Consider the following 21,782-nt stretch of genomic DNA (forward strand, 5'->3'; position numbering starts at 1 on the left):
TCACTCCGAGGCGGCCCGCAGCGCGGCCGCCGTGCCGACGGTGAGCGGATCGCCATGGCCGAAGCAGGCGACATCGGGGCCGAGGGCGGCGAGCCGGCGGAAGGACGCCATGGCCTGCGCCTGGTCCGTGTTGAACACGCCCAGGCTCACCCGGCCCACGCCTGCCACGGCGTCGCCGGTGAAGAGCACCTTGTGCCGGGGCAGATGGATGGCGATGGAGCCCGGGGTGTGCCCGGGGGAGTGGACCACCCGGGCGCCGCCCCCGAACGGCAGCTCGTCGCCGTCCGCCGGCTCACCGTCGACCCGGGTGGGCGGCGCCTCGGGAAGGGTCAGCCCCCGGGCGTACAGAGGGCGTTCCCAGTCGTGCAGGACGGGCTCGGGCACGGGCTCGTCGCCCCGGACGACCGGGGCGTCCAGGGCGTGTGCCAGGATCTGCGCGCCGTACGCGTCGGCGAGCTCCTGTGCGGCGCCGCAGTGGTCGCGGTGGCCGTGGGTGAGGACGATCCGCCTGATCGCGGCCGGGTCGAGGCCCAGCCCGCGCACCCCGTCCGCGATGGCGGCCGCCGCCTGCCGGTCCCCGGCGTCGATCAGGGTGAGGTCCGTGCCGTCACGCCAGAGGTAGGCCTGGCCGATCGGGAAACGGAACATGTGCAGCCGCGGGAGTACCTCGATGGTGTCCATACGGCGAACGTACGGAGAGCGGGCCCCGGGCCGCCCGGACATCTGCTCCGGGCGACTTCGCCCAGCGCGTACCCCGGGGACGGGGACGGCACCGGGGCGAGGACCGGGGGCCGGGGCCGGGCGGTGGCTCAGGCCTTCTTCGACTCCGCGTAGTTGCGCAGGAACAGCGCCTCGGCGACCGAGAGCCGCTCCAGCTCCTCGGGCGACACGCTCTCGTTCACCGCGTGGATCTTGGCCTCCGGCTCGCTCAGCCCGATGAGCAGGATCTCCGCCTCCGGGTACAGCGAGGCCAGGGTGTTGCAGAGCGGGATGGAGCCGCCCATGCCGGAGGTCTGCATCTCCTCGCCGGGGTAGGCCAGCCGCATGGCGTCGGCCATCGACGCGTAGGCGGGGCTGGTGGTGTCGGCGCGGAACGGCTGCCCCTGGCCGACCTGTTCGACCTGGACCCGCGCGCCCCAGGGGGCGTGCGACTTGAGGTGGGCGGTCAGCAGCCGCGTCGCCTCGGCGGCGTCCTGGCCGGGCGGCACCCGCAGGCTGATCTGCGCCCGGGCGCTCGCCTGCAGCGAGGGGGTGGCTCCGACCACCGGCGGGCAGTCGATGCCGATGACGGTGACCGCGGGCCGCGCCCAGATACGGTCGGCGACCGTGCCCGTGCCGATGAGCTCCACGCCGTCGAGCACCTGGGCGTCCGTACGGAACTCGCCCTCCGGGTACTGCAGTCCGTCCCACTGCGCGTCGGTGGTCAGCCCGTCGACCGTGGTCGTGCCGTCCTCGGCCCGCAGCGATGCCAGCAGCTGGATCATCGCGGCCAGCGCGTCCGGTGCCGCGCCGCCGAACTGTCCGGAGTGCAGGTTCCCTTCGAGGGTGTCCAGCCGCACCCGCAGCATGCTCATACCGCGCAGCGTCCCCGTGACGGTGGGCAGCCCCAGACGGAAGTTGCCGGTGTCACCGATGACGATCGAGTCGGCGGCGAGCAGCTCAGGGTGCGCCTCGGCGTACTGTTCGAGGCCGCCCGTGCCCTGCTCCTCCGAACCCTCCGCGATCACCTTGACGGAGAGCGGGACGCCGCCGTTCGCCTTGAGGGCGCGCAGCGCGAGCAGATGCATGATGAATCCGCCCTTGCAGTCCGCGGCCCCCCGGCCGAACCAGCGGCCGTCGCGCTCGGTCAGCTCGAACGGCGGGGAGAGCCAGGCGGACTCGTCCAGCGGCGGCTGCACGTCGTAGTGCGCGTAGAGCAGCACCGTGGGGGCGCCGGCCGGGCCGGGCAGGAAGCCGTACACCGACTGGGTTCCGTCGGGGGTGTCGAGCAGGGCGACGTCCTGGAAGCCCTCGGTGCGCAGTGCGCCGGCGACCCAGCCGGCCGCGGCCTCGCACTCGCTCCTCGGGAACTGAGCGGGGTCCGCCACCGACCGGAAGGCCACCAGCTCCGCGAGCTCCGCCTTGGCACGGGGCATCAGCGAGGCAACGGTCTCGGAAATCGGACGGGCGGTCATGGGCACGCTCCTCGTGGGTGCGACGTTAGGACTAGGGCGCGGTGTGAACGCGGCCGGGTGCGACGCCGCGGTCGGCGACGTCGCAGGTACAACGGATTCACGGCAGATCCTCCCACAGCGGAGTTCGGCCGCGACGCGCCGTAGGATGCCGTGAGCAGCTGGGGCCACTGGTCGGATCGGGAGCAGAAGCACATCGTGAGCAGCGAGAACGCAGACGCCGGACGTGAGCCGGATGAGTCGACGTCGGTACCGCAGGAGTCCTCGGAGCCGCGCGAACCGCGGGAGTCCGCGGTCTGGGACGTCGTCGTGGTCGGCGCGGGCCCGGCCGGAGCCTCCGCGGCGTACGCGGCGGCCGTCGCGGGCCGTCGGGTGCTGTTGCTGGAGAAGGCGGAGATCCCCCGCTACAAGACGTGCGGCGGCGGAATCATCGGGTTCTCGCGGGATTCCCTGCCCCCCGGCTTCGAACTCCCGCTCAAGGACCGCATCCACACGGTCACCTTCTCGCTCAACGGGAAGCTGTCGCGCACCCGCAGGTCCAAGCGCATGCTCTTCGGGCTGATCAACCGTCCGGAGTTCGACGCCGGTCTTGTGGAGGAGGCGCAGAAGGCGGGCGCCGAGCTGCGCACGGGCGCCTCGGTGACGCGGGTGGAGCAGCACGGCACCGCCGTCCCCGACCGGCGTACGGTCGCCGTGGTGCTGGCCGGTGGTGAGACGGTGCTCGCCCGTGCCGTCGTCGGCGCGGACGGCAGCGCCGGCCGCATAGGGGCTCATGTCGGTGTGAAGCTCGACCAGGTCGACCTCGGACTCGAAGCGGAGATTCCCGTTCCGGAGACGGTCGCCGAGGACTGGGCGGGCCGGGTGCTCATCGACTGGGGCCCGATGCCGGGGAGTTACGGCTGGGTCTTCCCCAAGGGCGACACGCTGACCGTCGGCGTCATCTCGGCGCGCGGCGACGGCGGGGGGACCAAGCGGTATCTGGACGACTTCGTCGGCCGGCTGGGTCTCGCCGGGTTCGAGCCGTCGGTCTCCTCCGGCCATCTGACCCGGTGCCGCAGCGACGACTCGCCGCTCTCCCGAGGACGGGTGGTGGTCTGCGGCGACGCGGCGGGGCTGCTCGAACCCTGGACCCGGGAAGGCATCTCCTTCGCTCTGCGGTCGGGTCGGCTCGCTGGCGAATGGGCGGTGCGAATCGCGGAGTCGCACGACGCGGTCGACGCCCGGCGGCAGGCGCTCAACTACGCCTTTGCCATCAAGGCCGGGCTCGGTGTGGAGATGAGCGTCGGGCGCCGCATGCTCAAGCTGTTCGAGCGGCGCCCCGCGCTCCTGCACGCGGTGCTCACGGGCTTCCGCCCCGCGTGGAACGCCTTCGCGGGCATCACCCGGGGGACGACGTCACTGGCCGAGCTGGTCCGCACGCATCCGCTGGCACAGCGGGCGATCCATGTGATGGACCGCCGACAGTGACCCGAGGCGGGTCAGTCCGATGAGGTCGAGCGTCCCGGGGCACCGGCCCGGGGACGCGGTCCGGTGCGGACCGGCGCACGGTCCGGCCGCGCGCCTCACGGACGGCTACTCCCCAGGGAGTACGCGCGATCACCCCGCCCGGCTGACGTGCGTCGGGGGTCCGCGCGTCTAGCGTGGCCGGTATGCACGAGGAGCGAGGGCAGCCGATGAGGGGCCGCCGCCGCCCGGGGCCGGGAGGCGGACGGGCCGGCGGTGGGCCCTCGTGGCGCGGAAGGTACGGCCGCGGAAGGTACGGCGGCGGGAGGTTCGCCGGGCCCCGGCGGCGCGGCGACCGGACGCCCTGGCCGTCGACCGTCGTGATCGGTGTGATCGTGATGGTGGGTACCACCATCGCCGCGCACGGCCAGGGCCGCGAACCGCTGGGCGTCGTCGCCAGGCTGCTGCTGCTCGCCGCGGTCGCCGTGCTGCTCGTGCGCCACCGTCACCCTGTGGTCGCGGTCGCGGGTAGCTCCGCCGCTGCGCTCGTCTATCTCGCCCTGGGATATCCGTACGGCCCGGTCTTCCTCGCCGTCGCGGTCGGCTGCTTCAGCGCCATCGTGTCGGGCCACCGCATGGCCGCATGGTGGTCGCTGGGCACCCTGTGGGCCGGGCATCTGCTGGCCGCGCACTGGCTGTACCGATGGCTGCCGCCCGACGGCGACGGCCCCGCGCCCTGGGCCCAGGAGGCCTTCATCACCGCCTGGGTCGTGGCGATCGTCGCCGCGGCCGAGCTTCTGCGGGTGCGGCGCGAGCAGTGGGCGGCGGCCAGGGCGGAACGCGAGGCCGCGGAGAAGCGGCGGGCCGACGAGGAGCGGCTGCGCATGGCCCGTGAGCTCCACGACGTCCTCGCCCACAGCATCTCCGTCATCAACGTCCAGGCCGGGGTCGGGCTCGCCCTGCTCGACTCCGATCCCGAACAGGCGCGTACGGCGCTGACCACGATCAAGTCCGCCAGCAAGGAGGCGCTCGGCGAGGTACGCCAGGTCCTGGAGAACCTCAGGACCCCGGGCGACGCGCCCCGTACCCCGGCCCCCGGCCTCGACCGCCTGCCCGAGCTGGTCGACCAGGCGGCGGGGGCGGGGCTCACCGTGAGCGTCGACACGGAAGGCGAACGGGGGCCGGTGCCGCCCGGTACCGACCTCGCGGCCTTCCGCATCGTGCAGGAGGCGCTGACGAACGTGGTGCGGCACTCCGGATCGCGCACCGCCCGTGTCCGCATCGCGTACCGTGGCGCGCGTCTCGGGCTCACCGTCGATGACGAGGGTCCCGCGACGGGGGACGACGCCGGAGGCAGCGGCAACGGGCTCATCGGGATGCGGGAACGGGCCGCGGCGCTGGGCGGCACCATCGACGCGGGCCCCCGGCCCGACGGCGGATTCCGGGTCACGGCGGAACTCCCGCTGAGGCCCGGCCGGGGCGGTACCTCCGCCGCGGACGAGGCAGAAACAGAGGAGACGTCGTGATCCGGGTACTGCTCGCCGATGACCAGTTGCTGGTGCGGGCCGGGTTCCGGGCGCTGCTGGACGCCCAGCCGGACATCGAGGTGGCCGGCGAGGCAGCCGACGGGGCCGATGCCGTACGCCTGGTGCGCGAACTGCGCCCGGACACGGTGCTCATGGACATCCGGATGCCGAAGCTCGACGGTCTGGCCGCGACCCGCGCGATCACGGACGACCCGGACCTCCACGAGGTGAAGGTGGTCATGCTCACCACCTTCGAACTTGACGAGTACGTCTTCGAGGCGATCCGGTCCGGAGCCTCCGGCTTCCTGGTCAAGGACACCGAACCGGACGAGCTCCTGCGGGCGGTGCGCGCGGTGGTGGGCGGGGACGCCCTGCTGTCACCGGGGGTGACGAGGCGGCTGATCGCCGAGTTCGCGGCCCGTTCCAAGGAACCGGAGGAGGCCACGGTCCTGGACGAACTGACCGAACGCGAGCGGGAGGTGATGGCCCTGGTCGGCATCGGTCTCTCCAACGAGGAGATCGCCCGCAGGCTCGTCGTCAGCCCGCTCACCGCCAAGACCCACGTCAGCCGCGCCATGGTCAAGCTGGGTGCCAGGGACAGGGCGCAACTCGTCGTGCTCGCCTACGAGTCGGGGCTCGTGCGCCCCGGCTGGCTCGGCTGAGGGTGCGGCTCCCGGCCGCCCGGAGCGTCCGCCGGCCGGGCGCCCACGATCAGACGACTGCCGAGTTCCGCTCCCACAACCCGGCCACCTCGGGGTCTCCCGAGAGGCTTACGGACGTGAGCGGCAGGCGGTTCCACAGGGCGAGGTAGAGCTCGTCGGCCGTGCCGCTCAGGGTGCAGTCGGCGGACGCGTCCTGGGCGTCGGCCCCACGCACCGTGACGGGTGGGCCGGCCGACAGCCGCACGGTCCACACCGCGTCCGTGTCCTTGCCCGTGTCGACAGCCCGTATCCGCAGCGTCCGCGGCACTTCGGTGCGTACCCGGCTCCTGTCGCGGGCGTGGAACCCGGCCAGCAGCTCGTCGATGCCGTCCACCGCGTGCGGTGGCGCCACGGGCGTGAGCGGGCCGCCCCGCGCCGACTCGGCGTCCACCCGGTGGATCCTGGTCTCGTGCGCCTGCCGGCGTGCCCAGAAGGCGAGCGGGGACGGACCGGAGAATATGGTCCAGCACTCCAGGTCCGCCGGTGCGGCCCGGAGCGCATCGACCAACAGGCGGTGGCCCTCGGTGAACCGGTCGAACAGCGCGTCGCCGTCCAGTTCCGGTTCCTCCTCCATGGGGTGGTACGTCCGGTGGCCGTCGACGAGGAACGCGGTCGCCCAGCGGTGCACCATGGAGGTGTGGCCGAGAAGGTCCCGGATCCGCCACCCCGGGCAGGTCGGTACGGGGGCGTCCGGCCCCGCGTCGCGGGCCGCGGAGGCCAGGGCGCGGCCCTCCGCGGCAAGAGCGCTCACATGCTCGGACATCTCCACGGCGGCGATTGTGCCAGACGCGTCAGGCGCCCTGGGGGTGCGCGGAACGGCCGGGGCGGGAGGGGCCGCGGACCAGCTGCGAGAACCAGCCGAGCGCGAAGGCCTGCACGAGCACCGAGACGACCAGCGCGAGGTAGATGAACCACCCGGGGCCTCCGGACTCCGCCCAGGCCATCGAACCGCCCATGAGGAAGACGAACACCGTCGGCGCGGCGAGGAAGAACACCCAGACGCCGGAGAAGGAGGCGTCCTCGTGGGTCACGAACAGCACGTCCACGGCGACGAACACCACGGTCGCCAGGACGAGCCCCAGATAGATCCGTGACGCCGTGTTGCCGAAGGTCAGTCGTGCCGCCGTGCGCAGCTGCCGGTTGGTCTCCATGTGGTGTCGCATGATCCGCTCCCCTGAATGGCTGATGTCTCCATCGTGCGCCGGGGGAGCCGGCGGCGCCTGAGTACGCCTACTCAACCGTTCACGTGTTCGCCCACGTTGCGGGCCGTCCAGCCCAGGACCGCCGCGACAGCGGCCAGCAGCGTCACCGTGGTGAGTGCCACCGGGAGGGAGATCCAGTCGGCGAGGAAGCCGATCACCGGCGGCCCCAGGAGCATCCCGCCGTAGCCGAGGGTCGACGCGGCGGCCACCCCGCTGGGCCCGGCGAGCGCACCCGCCCGGCCGACCGCGACGGGGAAGATGTTGGCCAGGCCGAGGCCGGCGACGGCGAAGCCGAGCAGCGTCAGCCAGACGGCGGGACCCAGCGCGCCGAGCAGCATGCCCGCCGCCGCCGTGGCCCCGCCGGCCACCAGCGTCCGGGTCTGTCCGAACCGTTCGAGCAGGGCGGTGCCGGTGAGCCTGCCGATGGCCATCGTCAGCGCGAACACGGAGTATCCGGCGGCGGCGAGACCAGGGGCCGCCCCCAGATCCTGGCTGAGGTGCAGCGCGCCCCACTCGGCCAGCGCGCCCTCGCCGTACGCCGTGCACAGGGCGATGACGCCGAACAGGACGACGATCCGGCGCGCGTGGGCGCCCATCCCCTTCGGCTGCTCCGGGGCGTCCGCAGGCCGCTCCTGCGCGGGGGATGCGGGGGACGCGGGAGGCCGGGCGCGCAGGAGCACCGGTGCGGTGACCGCGGTGACGAGAAGGCCGAGGCCCGTCAGGGCGAAGAGATGGGCGGCGGGCGACAGGCTGCCCGCGACCAGCCCGCCCAGCCCGGCGCCGGCCATGCCGCCGAAGCTGAACGCGGCGTGGAAGCTCGGCATCACGGGGCGGCGCAGCGCGGCGATCAGATCGACGGCCGCGCTGTTCATGGCCACGTTCAGCCCGCCGTACGCGGCTCCGAAGAGCAGGAGCACGAGACCGAGGGTGAGCGCCGAAGCCATCTGCGCCGGAAGGGCGATGCTCAGGGACAGCAGTACGCCGCAGGCCACGGTGACCCCATGGCTCCCGTAGCGCCGGCACAGGCTGCCGGTGAGCATCATGGTGATCACCGCACCGGCGGACACACCGAGCAGGGCGAGCCCCAGGGTGGAAGCGGAGGCCCCTGTCTGGTGCTTGATGGCCGGGATACGGACCACCCAGCCGGCGAACAGGAACCCGTCGAGGGCGAAGAACACGGTCAGTGCGGCACGGAGCCGGGCAGGCGAGGGCGGAGCGGTGTTTCCGCCGAGCTTTTCCGACCGGGCCGACCGTATTTTGTTTACTTGCGGCACAAAGTGAGCATAGAGTCGTCCCATGACGCGCGCAAGGGTGCTTCACCGGTGGCCGGCCGGTGAACGCCACCGGACGCCGCGGCGTCCGAAACGGCCCCGGATCATGGGAGACTCGCCCCCATGAACGGCAAGTCGACCACCACGCGGACGAAGTTGGAGAGAGGCCGCAGCGCGCTCGGGCCCGCCCTGGAGCTCGTGCACACCGGCCGTGCCCCCACCCGCGCCGTACTGACCTCCGAGCTCGGCGTCACCCGTGCCACCGCGGGCGCGGTCGCCGCGGAGCTGGAGGCGCTCGGGCTCATCAAGGTCGACTCGAGCCCGGGCTCCGCCGCCGGTTCGCAGGGCCGCCCCTCGCACCGTCTCTCCGTCCGCGACAGCGGGCCCGTCGCGCTCGCCGCACAGGTGCACTCCGACGGCTTCCGCGCCGCGCTCGTGGGGCTCGGGGGCAGGATCGTGGCCACCGCGCCCGGCTGTGTCGCCGTCAAGGCCGATCCCGCCCAGGTCCTCGGCGAGGTCGTCGACGCCGGGGCCCGGCTCCTGCGGGAGAGCGGGCTGCGCTGTGTCGGCGCCGGCCTCGCCGTGCCCTCCGCCGTAGCCGAACCCGAGGGGACGGCGCTCAACCCGCTGCACATCGCCTGGCCCGCGGGGGCGCCGGTCCGGGAGATCTTCGCCGGCCGCGTACGCGCCGTCGGCATCACCGGGCCCGCGTTCACCGCCAACGACGTCAACCTCACCGCTCTCGCCGAGCACCGGCACGGCTCGGGGCGTGGCGCCCAGCACCTGCTCTGCGTCGCCACCGGGCACCGCGGGGTGGGCGGCGCGCTCGTCCTGGACGGCCGTCTGCACAGCGGGAGTTCGGGCCTCGCCCTGGAGGTGGGGCATCTCACGGTGAACCCCGAGGGCCGCCCCTGCCACTGCGGCGGACGGGGCTGCCTCGACGTCGAGACCGACCCTCTCGCCTTCCTCACGGCGGCCCGACGGGAGCCCGGCCCCGAGGAGTCGCTGCTCAAGCAGTCCGGCGACCTGCTGCGCACGGAGTACGGCGACCCCGATGTGCGGGCCGCCGCCGAGGAGCTGATCGACCGGCTCGGCCTCGGCCTCGCCGGGCTGGTCAACATCCTCAACCCGGACCGGATCATCCTGGGCGGCCTGCACCGCGATCTCCTGGAGGCCGACCCCGAACGCCTGCGGGCCGTCGTCGCCGACCGCAGCCTGTGGGGCCGCAGCGGAAGTGTGCCGATCCTGTCCTGCACGCTGAACCACAACAGCCTGGTGGGCGCCGCCGAGTTGGCCTGGCAGCCGGTGCTCGACGACCCGCTGACCGCACTCGCCTGACCTGCGGCGGATCCGCTCGGACGGCGGCCGGGGCGGGCGAACGCACGCGCCGGATCGGCGACCAGTACCGCTTCCAGGACCTCATCGCCGGGCGAGTGTGCCCGCCGTTGACGCGGTCGCCCGCCTGCGCGGCGTCCCGCCGCGCGACGCCGTCCGGGAACCGGACCGGGTCACCACTGCCGGCCCTGCCCCAGCCGGTCACGCTCCGGCGACGACAGGTGCAGCACCTCGTAGCGGTCGCCCGGTGCGCCGGACGGCTCGTGCTCCCAGAGGGTGAAGTGGAGCAGCTCCCAGTGGCGCGGGTCGATCGCCAGCGCGCTGAGCACGGCTCCGGGAGTGCCGGCCAGTCGGTGGCTCTCCTCCAGGGCGGCCTCCACCGCGTCGGCGGGCCGGACGGTGTCCGCGATCCGCTCGCGGCGGCGGACGGCCGTGCGGGGGAGTACCCCCGAAGCCGCACCCTCCTGGTGGAGGAGCCCGGTCCAGTGCTGCACGACGGGGCGGCCGAAGTCATCGACGACGCCCTGGAATCCGGGGCCCCAGAGGAAGGCGTTCATGCCCTCGGGGGCTGACCACAGATACAGCGGGGCGTACTGGTTGACCGGAGAGGCGGCGCCGCGTTCGCGGATCAGATACGCCTTGAGGCCCAGGCCGGGGAAGTCGTCGAGCAGGTGCCCCCGGGTCGCGACCCGCTCGCGGATGATCCCCATGTCGTAGTCGGCGGGCAGGGTGATCTCGTACTGCATGGCGTGCATCGTGGGCTCCTCAGACCGGACGGTTCGCTGCGACGTGTGCGCCGAGCAGGGAGAGCAGCCCCCGGACCGCCGAGTCGAAGGCGGCGGACGAGCCCGACGCGCGCGCCAGGACGTAGCCGCCCTGGACCGTGGCCACGACGGTCGCGGCGACCTCACGCGGTGCCAGGCCGGGAGTGAACTCGCCGGTGTCCAGGCCCTCCTGGAGGACCTCGGCGATCCGGTCCCGCAGCCAGCCGATCGTCTCGTCCACCGGTGCGCGCAGCGCCTCGCTGGCCACCACATCGGGATCCATCGTCAGCCGCCCCACCGGGCAGCCCCGCAGCACCTCGCGCTCGCGCAGCAGATAGGCCGCGATCCGCTCGTACGCGGGGCCCGGGCCGTCCAGCAGCCGTCCGGCCGTCTCGCGCATCCCCGCGGAGGTGCGGAGCACGGCGGCGAGTGCCAGCTCGGGCTTGCCCGCGAAATGGTGATACATGCTGCCCTGGCCCGCTCCGGCGCGCTGCTGGATCGCCTTGGGGCTGGTGCCCACATATCCGCGCTCCCACAGGAGCTCCTGGGTGGCCTCGATCAACCGGTCCGGAGTGCTCATACCGGCACTGTACCTACCAGTAGGTACAGAATCCAGCGCGTCAGGTCCGGCACGGAAGCAGGGTCCCGGCCTCGGCGTACTCCCGCGGCCGTACGCGAACTGCCGCCATCCGTACGACGCTCAGGGCCCCTCGCGGAGCGAGTCTCGTAAGTGACAGGAACGCACGGACGAAACCCTGACCGAGGAGCTGACCGAGATGAACACCCTGGCGAGCTACGGAGGACCAGGACCCTGGATCCTCTTCTTCCCGATCATCTGGGCGGCCGTCGCCGTCTGCGTCATCACACTGCTGCGCCGCACCGTCTGGCGTGGCCGCGGGGGCCCGTGGCAGCGGCACGGCATCCGGCGGGACGGCCCGGCGGGCGGCCGGCCGTCGCCGATCGATCTGCTGGGCCGGCGCTTCGCCGCCGGTGAGATCGACGAGGAGGAGTACTGGCGCAGGCTCTCCGTCCTGGACGAGCCCTACGGCCGCTTCGACAAGGCCGGCCCGGGTGACCACTGAAGGCGGGTGAGGTCCGGGCGCGAACGGGCAGGAGCGCGCCGGTCACGAGTGGACCGGCGCGCTCCTGTGCGCTGCGTACGGTGCGCGTGCGCTGTGTACGGTGCGCGGCCGGTCCCGGTCAGCCGACGACGGCCGAGCGGGCCCGGGTCCGTGCTGCCGTCGGCTCCGTGAGCCCCACGATGTCCGACCCGAACGGGCCGTCGGTCGTGGACCCGTACACCGGGAGTGGGGGCAGAGCGGTGGTGAACGACGGTGCGGGCAGGGTGAACCAGATGACCTTCCCCGCGTCGTCGCTCGGTCGTACGCCCCAGCTCTCGCTGACCGCGGCGATCATCGCCAGTCCGCGCCCTGAGGTCGCGGACTGATCGGCGTCGCAGACGGTCGGCAGCCGGGGATCGTGGTCGTGGACGGAGACCGTCAGCCGGTCGAGCAGCAGCTCGATCTCGACGGTGCATGATTTGTCCGGCTGTGCGTGCCGGTGGACATTGGTCAGCAGTTCGGTGACACCGAGCGCTGCCTGGTCGATCAGAGGATCGAGATGCCAGTAGCGCAGTTGCGCCGAAATGATTCTGCGGACCTGACCGATCCGCGACGGCAGGGCCTTGAGCTCCACCGCGCAGTGCCTGCTTGGCTCGCTGATCACGGCTGCGACTCCCCGAAATAGGTCCGGAAGAAGACGAAGGAACGGATCCAGCAGATGGCTGACTGCTGTGTCTGGTCATGCGTGGTCCGCCCTGCGTGGCTCCCGGCGGGGGCGGCTTCCGCTGTCACCGCCGGTGCACCATCAGTGACGTGTGACCAGCGTGACTCAGGGGGTTGGGCTCCGCAACTCGCGGTGGGCGTACCGGACCGTAGCGTCAGGCCCTTCGTCCCGCGGCACCGCGCAGCGCCTCCAGGAACCTGCGGACCGGTGCGGCCCCGCCGGGCCTGCGGTTGCGCTGGCCCATGGTGAGCCGGTACCGCACCCCGTCGATACGGGCGATCGCCGAGTCGGCTGCCAGGAACCACGGCCTGCCCGCGCTCACCGTGCTCACCGGGGCGCTGGCGATCTCCCGCCCGTTGCTCGTGAGCAGCGCGATCCGGCCGTCCTCGACAATCACTTGGCCGGCCCTGGTCAGCGACCGCGCCCACCGCCGGATGCTGACGTCACTCGCTCTGAAGTCGGCCGCGCCGAACCTCCGCGCACCGAAATCCGCAGCGCTGAACTCTGTCTCGGCCATGACGACTTCGCCCCCCTTGTGCCAGCTTCAGCAAGTCTGCCCGCGGACCGGGCCTCTACGCCAGCCCCCACGGCGACCGATCGCTGCCGAAGGCCAGGATCCGGACGTTCCGGTGTGCGGCGGCGGGGTGCCTGGGCCAAGGGAGGCCTATGGGTCGTCAAAGTGAACGTTTGTGCAGGTGGGGGGCATATCGTGGGAGGTACGGACTACCGCCGTCACCCGAAGGAGACCGCTGATGGACACCAGTGAGCAGACAACGGGCGGTGGCCTCATGGAGACCGTCGACGTCGACCGGAGCGACCCCGACTACCGGGCCTGGCTCAAGGAAGCGGTGCGCAAGGTCCAGGCCGACGCCAACCGCTCGGCGGACACCCACCTCCTGCGCTTCCCGCTGCCTGAGCACTGGGGCATCGACCTCTACCTCAAGGACGAGTCGACGCACCCCACGGGCAGCCTCAAGCACCGGCTGGCCCGTTCGCTCTTCCTCTACGGGCTCTGCAACGGCTGGATCCGCCGCGGCAAGCCGGTCATCGAGGCCTCCAGCGGCTCGACGGCCGTCTCGGAGGCGTACTTCGCGAAGCTGATCGGGGTGCCGTTCGTCGCGGTGATGCCCAGGACCACCAGCCCCGAGAAGTGCCGGCTGATCGAATTCCACGGCGGGCAATGCCATTTCGTCGACGACTCCCGCCGGCTGTACGAGGAGTCGGCGGCCCTCGCGGCCGAGACGGGCGGTCACTACATGGACCAGTTCACCTACGCCGAACGCGCCACCGACTGGCGGGGGAACAACAACATCGCCGAGTCCATCTACCAGCAGATGAGGCTGGAGCGGTATCCGGAGCCGGCCTGGATCGTCGCCACCGCGGGCACCGGCGGCACCTCCGCGACCATCGGACGCTACGTCCGCTACATGCAGCACGACACCCGGATCTGCGTACCTGACCCGGAGAACTCCTGCTTCTTCGACGGATGGACCCGGCACGACCAGCTGGCGACCAGCGACTGCGGCTCACGCATCGAGGGGATCGGCAGACCCCGGATGGAGCCGAGCTTCGTGCCCGGGGCCATCGACCGGATGATGAAGGTGCCCGACGCGGCCAGCGTCGCCGCAGTCCGTGTGCTGGAGCGCGCCATCGGCCGCAAGGCAGGCGGCTCGACCGGCACCGGGCTGTGGAGCGCCTTCAAGCTCGTGGCCGAGATGGTGGAGCGGGGGAGCACCGGAAGCGTCGTCGCGCTGTTCTGCGACCCCGGCGACCGCTATCTCGACAAGTACTACTCCGACGCCTGGCTGAGCGCACAGGGCATGGACATCCGGCCCTACACCGAGACGATCGACCACTTCCTGGCCACCGGAACCTGGCCCGCCTGAGCCGGCCGGCCGCGCGGCGGACACGGCTCGTCAGGGGCCGGGAAGGCGTTCGACCGCGACCATGGCCGCGTCGTCGCCCAGATGACCGCCCGCATGACGCAGCAGATCGGCGCGCAGCAGCTCGATGAGCGGTCCCGGACCTGTCACGGGCCACGGGGCCACCCGCTCGGTCAGCGGATAGAAGCGCCCCGAGCCGTCCCGCGCCTCGGTGACACCGTCGGTGTGGAGCAGCAGCATGTCACCGGCACGGAAGTCGAAGACGTCCTCCTCGGGTCCGGTGTCCGTCAGCGGCCCGACGCCGAGGGGCGGAGCCGGTCGCGTCGCGTCGAGAGTCCGTACACGTCCCGCCCGGAGCAGCAGGGGCGGCGGGTGTCCGCAGCTCACCAGCCGCAGCTCCGGTTCCGCGTCCGGGATGTCGAGCACGGCGGCGGTGACGAAGACCTCCGCGATGTCCTGGTCGTCGGACCCGCCCTGCGTCTCGTTCAGGGAGTCGATCCGGTGGGCGGTCACACTGCTGTCGAGACGGGCGACGAGATCGGGCAGGTGCTCCTCCTGACGGGCCAGTGCGCGGAAGGCGCCCAGCACCCCCGCGGCACCGCTGATGGCGGCGAGACCCTTGCCGCGGACATCGCCGATGATCACACGGGTTCCCCTGGCCGTCCGCGCGGTCGCGTACAGATCACCGCCGAGCTGGGCCCCTTCCTCGGCCGCCAGATAGACCGAGGCGATCCGCAGCGGGCCGCTGCGAACGGGCAGGGGCCGGAGAATGCCGCGCTGCGCAGCCTCGGCCACGGTGCGCAACCGCACCATCTCCGCGGCTCTGCGCACCCGCAGGTGGGCGAAGAAGGTGACAGCGGCCGAGATCAGGAACAGGGCGGCGATCTGGTACATGTGATTGAGGTCGGCGATGCTGGTGCGCGCCACGGCCACGACCACCTGGGCCAGGACCGCGACGGCGCCGACGGACGCGGTGGCACGCGGACCCGCGAACGACGCGGTGAGGGCGGGCGCCGCCACGAGGAACGGGCCGAGATGGACCTCGGGCGGAACGCTGATGTCGACGACCGTCACGACGGCGATCAGGGCCAACGGCACCACCAGGAGCGCCCGGCTCCACCGGGAGCCGTCCTGTCCGTCGCGATGTCCGTATGCCCACTGCCGGAAGCCCATGGTTCCGGGATACCTCACCGGCCCCGTCGCCGCTCCTCCTGGGCCGGCCGTGAGGCGCGTTCCCGTGCCCGTGCGGTGCGTCAGTCGTCGAGCAGGGTGGCGAGCTCGCGGGAGAAGATCCGCCTGCCCGCAGTCACCAGGAGCGGATCGGCCCAGCGGGGGAGCAGCCTCACACGCAGCTCCTCGACCCAGATCACATGCGAGCCCGAACCGGTCGGGCAGACGTCGATCGACGCGCGGCCACGCACCACGGAGCCCCGCTTCTCCAGCAGGCACACCCCCGCCCGGCCGGCTGCGGGCGGGGTCCACCGCACGACTTCCATCGGATCGTCGAAGCCGAGCGGCCCCACGCCGGTACGCGCCACGAAGACCGTACCGGTCCGGGTGGGCTGGCCCGTCCGGACGGTGACCGAGGTGAGGGGGACGGTACCGCCGTGCCGCTCCCAGTGCGTCACCCGGCGCCATGCCTCGGCGGCGGGCAGGGGAGTGAAGCGCTCTATGCGGAATACGGCCACGAACCGATCCTAGGACGTCCACCGCCCAGGAGACCCGAAGCCGGAAGCCCGAACTACTCCTCCGGCGGACCGCCGGCCACCACCAGGCCCGGCAGCTGCTCCTCGATCTCCTGCCTGGCCGAGTCCGGCAGCCCAGAGTCCGTGACGAAGGAGTCGACCTCGTCGAGCGAGGCGAACGAACTCAGGCCGACCGTGCCCCACTTGGTGTGGTCGGCGACCACGACGACACGCCTGGCCGCCCGCACGAAACGGCGGTTCGTCTCGGCCTCGGCGAGATTGGGCGTGGAGAGACCGGCCTCGACCGAGATCCCGTGCACACCGAGGAACAGGACGTCGAAGTGGAGCGATCCGATCGCGCGGTCCGCGACCGGTCCGACCAGCGAGTCCGAAGGCGTACGGACCCCGCCGGTCAGCACCACCGTGGCGGCACCCGCCCGTGAGCCGCCCGCCGTCGAAGGCCGCTGCGCGCCGTGGAACACATCGGCGACCCGCACCGAATTCGTCACCACGGTCAGCCCCGGTACGTCCAGGAGATGCTGCGCCAGCGCGTACGTGGTCGTACCGCCGGAGAGCGCGATGGCGCTGCCGGGTACCGCGAGCGTCGCCGCGGTGCGCGCGATGTCCTCCTTGGCGCTGAGCTCCAGCGTCGACTTGGCCTCGAAGCCCGGCTCGTGCGTGCTCGCCTCGACGACCGGGACCGCGCCACCGTGGACCTTCTCGATGACGCCCTGGCGCGCCAGGGCGTCGAGGTCCCGGCGGATGGTCATGTCGGAGACGCTCAGCTTGCGGGTCAGCTCGTTGACTCTGACTCCGCCGCGCTTGCGCACATCGTCGAGAATGAGCGCACGCCGCTGCTCCGCGAGCAGGTTCTGGTTCTCGCTCAACGCGGGGCCCCGGTCCTTCCCTCTGTCCGCACGGTCCGGCAGCGGTCCTGCGGGACGCCTTCATCCTGCCACGCACCTCCACGAGCCGTTCCACTGGGGAGATTCGGTGAGAGCCGCTGCGCCGGACGCCTCCCGTCCGCGATGGTGTTGACTGCGTATCAGCTCAGATCAAGCCGTCTCCCCACCGGCCGCGAGCCGGACGGACCAGAGAGCGAGTCACCGACCATGCCCCCCGACCTCACGCCCGAGGCCGCGCAGAGCAGCGGCGCCGCACTGGAACTGCTCGTCCACGGTGTCGGCGGCGCCACCCCGCAGGAGATGCTCGGTGATCCGCGCACAACCAGGATCACCGGGGACGACACCGCCGCCGTCCACCGGCGCACCGAGGACGTCGGCGCCGAACAGCACCCCGAGCGCCACCGGGACGGGCCCATCCCCGAGGCCTACTGCTGGTCCAACCTCACCTCGGGCAACGGCTCCCGCGCCCTGTGGCTGCTGCTGCTCCCGTTCATGGTGGTCAACCTCGCCCACTGGATGCGCCCCTCCGCACAGGGCCGCTCCAGGACCGTCCGGCTCTACGGGCTGCTCGTACGCCTCGTCGCGCTCAGCCTGACCGTGCTGCTGACCGCCGCGGTCTGCGAGGTCGCCCTGGACCTGGTGGCCTGGCAGTGCGCGGGGACGCCCGACTGCGCGGGCCAGCGCTCCTGGCTCGGCTTCCTCTCCACCGGGCAGGGCGGATGGTTCGCCCAGCCCGGACGCCGCCTGGCCGTCGTGGCGCTCGTGCCCACCGCCCTGGTGGGACTGCTCTGGTACCTGTCCAACCGCACCTGGAGCGCCTACGAGTCGCAGCGCCCCCTGACCTGGGACGACCCGGAGACCGACGAAAGCGAGGACACGGACGCGCGCTCCGGCGTCCCCGTGGTCCGCCCGGCCCTCGGCAGGCCCGGCTTCTGGTACGGCCGCAGGCTGGTGGCCAGGCTGCGCGCGGCCCACACCGCGGCTGGATTCCTCACGGTCGCGGCCACGGTCGGCGGCGCGGCCGCCCGGCACGACCGGGGCACCGACGGACCCGTGTCCGCGGTGACCGGCGTCCTGTTCGAGACCGTCCTCGTCCTGTGCGCACTCGTCGTCGTCGCCGTGATCTGCCACCGGGGACGCAGCGAGCGGCGCCTCGACCACCGGCTCGACCGTGCCGTCACCACCTTCCTGCCGGGCACCGCTCTCGTCCTGCTGCTCTGGTCGGTGGTGTACGCGAGCTGGTCACGCCCCGACTGGGCGTCATCGGGGTCCCTCCCCGGCGAGGCCGTCTTCCGTACCCTCGCCCTCGGCCAGGGCCTGCTCGTCGTCGTACTCGCCGTGGTCGCCCTGAACCTCTACCGGAGCTCACCCGAGCCCCGCACCACCCTCAAGGGCCTGGGCGGCCCGGCGGTCGCCATGCTCGCCTGCGCCCTCGGCGGAGTGATGACCGGCGGGATCGCCCAGCGCGTGGCCGACTGGCTCGACGGCCCCGGCACCCCCGGCATGGGAGAGGACACCGACATCCAGGGACCGCCCGTGCTCCTCAGCTGGCAGGCCTCCGTGATCCCGGTCCTGCTGCTGCTCCTGCTGCCGCCCCTCGTCTGGCTTGCGGTCCGCACCACTCGCCACGCCCGGCGGACGGGACCCGCGATCGAGGCGGAGTACGAGGAGAAGCGCCCCGAGCCCGGACGCACCGCCCGGATCGCACGCACCCGGGCCACCGCGGCGCTCACCGACTCGGCCCCCGGCATCATCGGGCTGCTGTCATCGGCCACCCTGCTGCTCGGCGCCGGAGCGGTGGCCGGCTCCTGGCTCACCGGCGACGTCCCGGGACTCGCGGCTGACGGCACAGGTCCGTTCGTCGAATCGGTCGCCGAGACCGCCCAGTCGACCGGCTCCTGGCTGACCGGCTTCGGCGTGATACTGCTCGTCGCCCTGGGCCGTCGCGCCTACCGTGATGTCTCGGCCCGGCGGACCATCGGCATCCTCTGGGACGTCGGCACGTTCTGGCCGCGCGCCGCCCACCCGTTCGCGCCGCCCTGCTACGCCGAGCGCGCCGTCCCCGACCTCTCCTCCCGGATGAGCGCCTGGACCGGGCACACCCGCGGCAGGCTCGTCATCTCCGGCCACTCCCAGGGCAGTGTGCTCGCGGCCGCCGCGGTGTGGCAGCTCCCCGACCGGGCCCGGAGCAGGGTCGCGCTGCTCACGTACGGCTCCCCGATCGAGCGACTGTACGGGCGCTGGTTCCCCGCCTACTTCGGCCGGCTCCCCCTCGAAGGTCTTGAGCGGTCCGTGCACTGCTGGCGCAACCTCTGGCGGGCGACCGACCCGATCGGCGGCCCGGTCCGGATCGACGAGGGGGACGGCCAGGAGGTGGACAGGGGCCCGCTGAAGGACCCGCTGGTCTACGGCCGCACCACCGAACACCCGCTGCCCGAGCCCATCCTGGGCCACTCGGACTACCAGGCCGACCCGGTCTTCGCCGTCGAGCGCGCCGCCCTCCTGGAACGGCTCGGGCCGGTCGTGCCCCAGCAGGCCGGCGCGCAGGACCTGGGTGCGGCGGCTCAGGGCAGCGCCGGAAGGTCCTCGGGGTAGAGCATGGTGAGGTCGTCCGTGCTGGGCTCGCCGATCCTGGCGACCCGGCCGGCGTGCCGCTCGACCATCGACTCGAAGGTCTGACGGGCCGTTCGGCCGTTGCCGAAGGTGGGGCCCTTGGGAAGCGCCGTGAAGTACTTGAGGAGCGCTTCCCCCGTCCCCTCCGCCAGGCTGTACTCGTGCTCGTCGCTCTGCTGCTCGACGATCCGCAGCAGCTCGTCCGGCTCGTAGTCGCCGAAGGTGATGGTCCGTGAGAAACGGGACGCCACACCGGGGTTGACGCTGAGGAAGCGCTCCATCTCCTGCGTGTACCCGGCCACGATCACCACCACGGCGTCGCGGTGGTCCTCCATCAGCTTCACCAGGGTGTCGATGGCCTCCCGGCCGAAGTCACGTCCGGAGTCCTCGGGCGACAGGGCGTACGCCTCGTCGACGAAGAGGACCCCGCCGCGCGCCCGGTCGAACGCCTCCTGCGTACGGATGGCCGTGGACCCGATGTGCTCCCCGACCAGGTCGACTCGGGACACCTCCACGAGATGGCCGCGCTCCAGGACACCCAGCGAGGCCAGGATCTCCCCGTACAGCCTGGCGACCGTCGTCTTGCCCGTGCCCGGGGACCCGGTGAAGACCAGGTGCCTGCGCACCGACGCCGCCTTCAGACCGGCCAGCCTGCGGCGCCGGCCCACCTCGATCATGTCCGTCAGCGCCCGCACCTCGCGCTTGACGCTGTCGAGGCCCACCAGCGCGTCGAGTTCGCCCAGTACGGCACCCGGGTCGCGCGCCGGCTCGGCCGGGGCCTCGGGGGCGGCGGGCTCGGCGGCGCGCTGCTCCGGCATCGCGCCGAGCAGCCCGGGCGTGGCCTGCGTCGCCGTCAGGACCGCGGGGGGCGGGGGAGCGGCGGCGTTGCCGCGCAGACCGCTCTCGTCGCTGGTGCAGTCCTGGACCACGGGACCGCCCGTGTGCCCGTCGCCGCCCGCACCGTCGGCGAATTCGTAGCCGCCGCGTGCGCAGCGCTCGGTCCTGCAACGCGTCAGGGTCGAGCGGCAACCGTCCATCACATGGAAGCCGTAGCCGTCGCTGCCCGAGACCCGGCAGCTGTCGAAGGTGCCCCGGCCCTCCGCGGAGACATAGAAACCGGCCTCCGCGGGCGAGGTGACCGTGCACCTCTCGATGGTCGGATCGGCGCCCTTGGTGACGATGACCCCGGTCTGCGCCGCGTCGATGGTGCAGTTGTTCAGCGTGCCGCCGCTGCCGTGGTCACGGAACCAGGCACCGGTGGACGCCTCGCGGATCCGGCAGTCGTCGAGCTGTGCGGTCGCACCGTCGCTCACCGAGACCGCCGTGTTGCGGATCTGGGTCAGATCGCTGTCCACGACATCGGCGCGGGAGCCCCGGTCGAGGACGAAGAGCGCGTCGGGCACGTCGTGCACGCGGCACGAGTCGAGTATGACCGTGGCCCCGTCACTGACCCACACCGCCGGGTAGTCGCCCGTACTGTCGTGGATCTCGCACTGATTGGCGTCGACACGGGTGCCGGGATCCCAGACCGAGAGGCCGTTGCGGCCGAACCGGCGGACGGTGGAGCGGGTCAGGGTGAGGACCGAGCGGGAGCGCAGATCGACCGCGTTCTCCGGGATGTCGTGGATGTCGCAGTCCGCGAGTGTGAGGACCGCGTCGGTGTCCAGGGTGACCCCGTCGGCGGACGTGCGGTGGACGGTGCAGTCCGTGAGGTGCGCGGTGCCGCGGGAGTCGATGTGCACCCCGCTGCCCTTGATCTCGTACACCTCGCAGCCCACCGCCTCCAGGCCGCTGCCCTCCCCGGTGACGCTCAGGCCCGCGCCCGACGCATGGTGCACACGGCAGCGTTCGAGACGGGGGTGCGCTCCGCCGCGCACCGAGACACCCGACTGTCCGGCCGAGACGATCTCGCACTCGTCGAACACGCCGCCGGCGCCGTCGAGTACGGCGATGCCCACGCCCGCCGGGTTGTCGACCGTGCAGCGGCGCACGGTGGGCCTGGCCACGCCCCGCACCTCGACACCGGCGGCCGACCTGGTCACTATGCGCAGGTCCGACAGCTCGGGAGCGCCCTCCTCGACCAGCAGCGCGGGAGCCGCCGAGTCCTGGCCCTCCACATGGATGTCCTGGACGACGGCGGAGGCACGGACCGTCAGGGGGACGCCGTCGGCCGGTGCGATCCGCACCGAGCCGGCGGACCCCTCGGGGCCGCGCAGTGTCACCGCGCGGTGGACGACGAGATTCTCCCGGTAGGTGCCGGGCGCGATGGTGAGGACGTCACCGTCCGCTGCGGCCTCCAGGGCGGCGGCGAGGGATGCGTACTCGCCCGTACGGCGCCGCCAGCGCGATGTGCCGGTGTGCGTCACCTGGACCGTGCCCTGTGCCATGGTGCTGCTGTGCCCCCACCTTGTGCCGTGTGCGCTGCCTCGTGCCTGTCCGCGTGTGCCGCCGGTCCACCGTAGCGCGCGTGACGGGCGAGGGTTGACGGTCAGGCCACC

20 protein-coding genes are annotated in these 21,782 nt (G+C 72.6%); 7 read left to right on the forward strand and 13 right to left on the reverse strand.

From position 1 onward, the window contains the following. Complete coding sequence (locus OG623_RS32455) at window positions 1-681, reverse strand: MBL fold metallo-hydrolase (RefSeq protein WP_406151168.1); 681 nt, start codon at window positions 679-681, stop codon at window positions 1-3. A 128-nt stretch (window positions 682-809) separates the two neighbouring features. Continuing rightward, window positions 810-2,174, reverse strand: a complete 1,365-nt coding sequence (locus OG623_RS32460; RefSeq protein ID WP_406151169.1) for a dipeptidase — start codon at window positions 2,172-2,174, stop codon at window positions 810-812. A 195-nt stretch (window positions 2,175-2,369) separates the two neighbouring features. Between OG623_RS32460 and OG623_RS32465 the strand changes: the two genes are divergently transcribed. The 3 genes from OG623_RS32465 to OG623_RS32475 all read left to right on the forward strand — a co-directional run bounded on the left by OG623_RS32465 (window position 2,370) and on the right by OG623_RS32475 (window position 5,802). Beyond that, window positions 2,370-3,638 carry a geranylgeranyl reductase family protein gene (locus tag OG623_RS32465; protein WP_406151170.1) on the forward strand — a complete coding sequence of 423 codons (1,269 nt, stop codon included), beginning with the start codon at window positions 2,370-2,372 and terminating at the stop codon, window positions 3,636-3,638. A gap of 206 nt (window positions 3,639-3,844) precedes the next feature. Next, window positions 3,845-5,140 carry a sensor histidine kinase gene (locus OG623_RS32470; protein WP_406152104.1) on the forward strand — a complete coding sequence of 432 codons (1,296 nt, stop codon included), beginning with the start codon at window positions 3,845-3,847 and terminating at the stop codon, window positions 5,138-5,140. Then, a complete protein-coding gene (locus OG623_RS32475; protein WP_406151171.1) occupies window positions 5,137-5,802 on the forward strand; it encodes a response regulator in 666 nt (221 codons plus the stop codon). Before OG623_RS32470 ends, OG623_RS32475 begins: the two co-directional genes overlap by 4 nt. Before the next feature lie 49 nt (window positions 5,803-5,851). Here OG623_RS32475 and OG623_RS32480 read toward each other — a convergent pair whose 3' ends face one another. The 3 genes from OG623_RS32480 to OG623_RS32490 all read right to left on the reverse strand — a co-directional run bounded on the left by OG623_RS32480 (window position 5,852) and on the right by OG623_RS32490 (window position 8,317). Continuing rightward, window positions 5,852-6,610, reverse strand: a complete 759-nt coding sequence (locus OG623_RS32480; RefSeq protein ID WP_406151172.1) for a maleylpyruvate isomerase family mycothiol-dependent enzyme — start codon at window positions 6,608-6,610, stop codon at window positions 5,852-5,854. Between the two features lie 22 nt (window positions 6,611-6,632). After that, a complete protein-coding gene (locus OG623_RS32485; protein WP_406151173.1) occupies window positions 6,633-7,004 on the reverse strand; it encodes an SCO4225 family membrane protein in 372 nt (123 codons plus the stop codon). Window positions 7,005-7,075: 71 nt separating this feature from the next. After that, window positions 7,076-8,317: an MFS transporter gene (locus OG623_RS32490; protein ID WP_406151174.1), complete on the reverse strand. Its 1,242-nt coding sequence runs from the start codon at window positions 8,315-8,317 to the stop codon at window positions 7,076-7,078. A gap of 120 nt (window positions 8,318-8,437) precedes the next feature. On the opposite strand from OG623_RS32490, the gene OG623_RS32495 reads away from it, so the two are divergent. After that, window positions 8,438-9,652 (forward strand): ROK family protein, encoded by a 1,215-nt coding sequence (locus OG623_RS32495; protein ID WP_406151175.1) that lies wholly within the window; start codon window positions 8,438-8,440, stop codon window positions 9,650-9,652. A gap of 170 nt (window positions 9,653-9,822) precedes the next feature. Here OG623_RS32495 and OG623_RS32500 read toward each other — a convergent pair whose 3' ends face one another. Together OG623_RS32500 and OG623_RS32505 are read right to left on the reverse strand one after the other, a co-directional pair. Next, complete coding sequence (locus tag OG623_RS32500; protein ID WP_406151176.1) at window positions 9,823-10,404, reverse strand: DUF4865 family protein; 582 nt, start codon at window positions 10,402-10,404, stop codon at window positions 9,823-9,825. A gap of 10 nt (window positions 10,405-10,414) precedes the next feature. Continuing rightward, window positions 10,415-10,993, reverse strand: a complete 579-nt coding sequence (locus OG623_RS32505) for a TetR/AcrR family transcriptional regulator (protein WP_406151177.1) — start codon at window positions 10,991-10,993, stop codon at window positions 10,415-10,417. A 196-nt stretch (window positions 10,994-11,189) separates the two neighbouring features. On the opposite strand from OG623_RS32505, the gene OG623_RS32510 reads away from it, so the two are divergent. Continuing rightward, complete coding sequence (locus tag OG623_RS32510; protein WP_406151178.1) at window positions 11,190-11,495, forward strand: SHOCT domain-containing protein; 306 nt, start codon at window positions 11,190-11,192, stop codon at window positions 11,493-11,495. Between the two features lie 118 nt (window positions 11,496-11,613). On the opposite strand, the gene OG623_RS32515 is transcribed toward OG623_RS32510, so the two are convergent. Together OG623_RS32515 and OG623_RS32520 are read right to left on the reverse strand one after the other, a co-directional pair. Beyond that, complete coding sequence (locus OG623_RS32515) at window positions 11,614-12,138, reverse strand: ATP-binding protein (protein ID WP_406151179.1); 525 nt, start codon at window positions 12,136-12,138, stop codon at window positions 11,614-11,616. 214 nt (window positions 12,139-12,352) lie between these two features. Further along, a complete protein-coding gene (locus OG623_RS32520; RefSeq protein ID WP_406151180.1) occupies window positions 12,353-12,715 on the reverse strand; it encodes a hypothetical protein in 363 nt (120 codons plus the stop codon). Between the two features lie 235 nt (window positions 12,716-12,950). Here OG623_RS32520 and OG623_RS32525 point away from each other — a divergent pair, with 235 nt between their 5' ends. Then, window positions 12,951-14,084: a PLP-dependent cysteine synthase family protein gene (locus tag OG623_RS32525; protein WP_406151181.1), complete on the forward strand. Its 1,134-nt coding sequence runs from the start codon at window positions 12,951-12,953 to the stop codon at window positions 14,082-14,084. Between the two features lie 30 nt (window positions 14,085-14,114). Here the strand turns inward: OG623_RS32525 and OG623_RS32530 are convergent, their stop codons facing one another. The 3 genes from OG623_RS32530 to OG623_RS32540 all read right to left on the reverse strand — a co-directional run bounded on the left by OG623_RS32530 (window position 14,115) and on the right by OG623_RS32540 (window position 16,653). Further along, entirely contained in the window at window positions 14,115-15,254 is a 1,140-nt protein-coding gene (locus OG623_RS32530; RefSeq protein ID WP_406152105.1) for a PP2C family protein-serine/threonine phosphatase, read from the reverse strand. An 80-nt stretch (window positions 15,255-15,334) separates the two neighbouring features. Then, window positions 15,335-15,769 (reverse strand): SRPBCC family protein, encoded by a 435-nt coding sequence (locus tag OG623_RS32535; RefSeq protein ID WP_406151182.1) that lies wholly within the window; start codon window positions 15,767-15,769, stop codon window positions 15,335-15,337. A gap of 53 nt (window positions 15,770-15,822) precedes the next feature. Then, complete coding sequence (locus tag OG623_RS32540; protein WP_406151183.1) at window positions 15,823-16,653, reverse strand: DeoR/GlpR family DNA-binding transcription regulator; 831 nt, start codon at window positions 16,651-16,653, stop codon at window positions 15,823-15,825. Window positions 16,654-16,878: 225 nt separating this feature from the next. On the opposite strand from OG623_RS32540, the gene OG623_RS32545 reads away from it, so the two are divergent. Beyond that, window positions 16,879-19,266 (forward strand): hypothetical protein, encoded by a 2,388-nt coding sequence (locus OG623_RS32545; RefSeq protein WP_406151184.1) that lies wholly within the window; start codon window positions 16,879-16,881, stop codon window positions 19,264-19,266. Here OG623_RS32545 and OG623_RS32550 read toward each other — a convergent pair. Then, on the reverse strand, window positions 19,236-21,671 hold the full coding sequence (locus OG623_RS32550) for a right-handed parallel beta-helix repeat-containing protein (protein WP_406151185.1): 2,436 nt from the start codon (window positions 21,669-21,671) through the stop codon (window positions 19,236-19,238). The genes OG623_RS32545 and OG623_RS32550 overlap by 31 nt on opposite strands. Window positions 21,672-21,782: the final 111 nt, after the last annotated feature.

Source organism: Streptomyces sp. NBC_01012, assembly GCF_045162755.1.
In the GTDB taxonomy this organism is placed as follows: domain Bacteria; phylum Actinomycetota; class Actinomycetes; order Streptomycetales; family Streptomycetaceae; genus Streptomyces.

What these genes read in the sequence shown, in the direction of transcription:
- OG623_RS32455 (WP_406151168.1), bottom strand. Translation starts at nt 681, where the DNA reads ATGGACACCATCGAGGTACTCCCGCGGCTGCACATGTTCCGTTTCCCG.
- OG623_RS32460 (WP_406151169.1), bottom strand. Translation starts at nt 2,174, where the DNA reads ATGACCGCCCGTCCGATTTCCGAGACCGTTGCCTCGCTGATGCCCCGT.
- OG623_RS32470 (WP_406152104.1), top strand. Translation starts at nt 3,845, where the DNA reads ATGAGGGGCCGCCGCCGCCCGGGGCCGGGAGGCGGACGGGCCGGCGGT.
- OG623_RS32485 (WP_406151173.1), bottom strand. Translation starts at nt 7,004, where the DNA reads ATGCGACACCACATGGAGACCAACCGGCAGCTGCGCACGGCGGCACGA.
- OG623_RS32495 (WP_406151175.1), top strand. Translation starts at nt 8,438, where the DNA reads ATGAACGGCAAGTCGACCACCACGCGGACGAAGTTGGAGAGAGGCCGC.
- OG623_RS32500 (WP_406151176.1), bottom strand. Translation starts at nt 10,404, where the DNA reads ATGCACGCCATGCAGTACGAGATCACCCTGCCCGCCGACTACGACATG.
- OG623_RS32505 (WP_406151177.1), bottom strand. Translation starts at nt 10,993, where the DNA reads ATGAGCACTCCGGACCGGTTGATCGAGGCCACCCAGGAGCTCCTGTGG.
- OG623_RS32510 (WP_406151178.1), top strand. Translation starts at nt 11,190, where the DNA reads ATGAACACCCTGGCGAGCTACGGAGGACCAGGACCCTGGATCCTCTTC.
- OG623_RS32520 (WP_406151180.1), bottom strand. Translation starts at nt 12,715, where the DNA reads ATGGCCGAGACAGAGTTCAGCGCTGCGGATTTCGGTGCGCGGAGGTTC.
- OG623_RS32525 (WP_406151181.1), top strand. Translation starts at nt 12,951, where the DNA reads ATGGACACCAGTGAGCAGACAACGGGCGGTGGCCTCATGGAGACCGTC.
- OG623_RS32530 (WP_406152105.1), bottom strand. Translation starts at nt 15,254, where the DNA reads ATGGGCTTCCGGCAGTGGGCATACGGACATCGCGACGGACAGGACGGC.
- OG623_RS32545 (WP_406151184.1), top strand. Translation starts at nt 16,879, where the DNA reads ATGCCCCCCGACCTCACGCCCGAGGCCGCGCAGAGCAGCGGCGCCGCA.
- OG623_RS32550 (WP_406151185.1), bottom strand. Translation starts at nt 21,671, where the DNA reads ATGGCACAGGGCACGGTCCAGGTGACGCACACCGGCACATCGCGCTGG.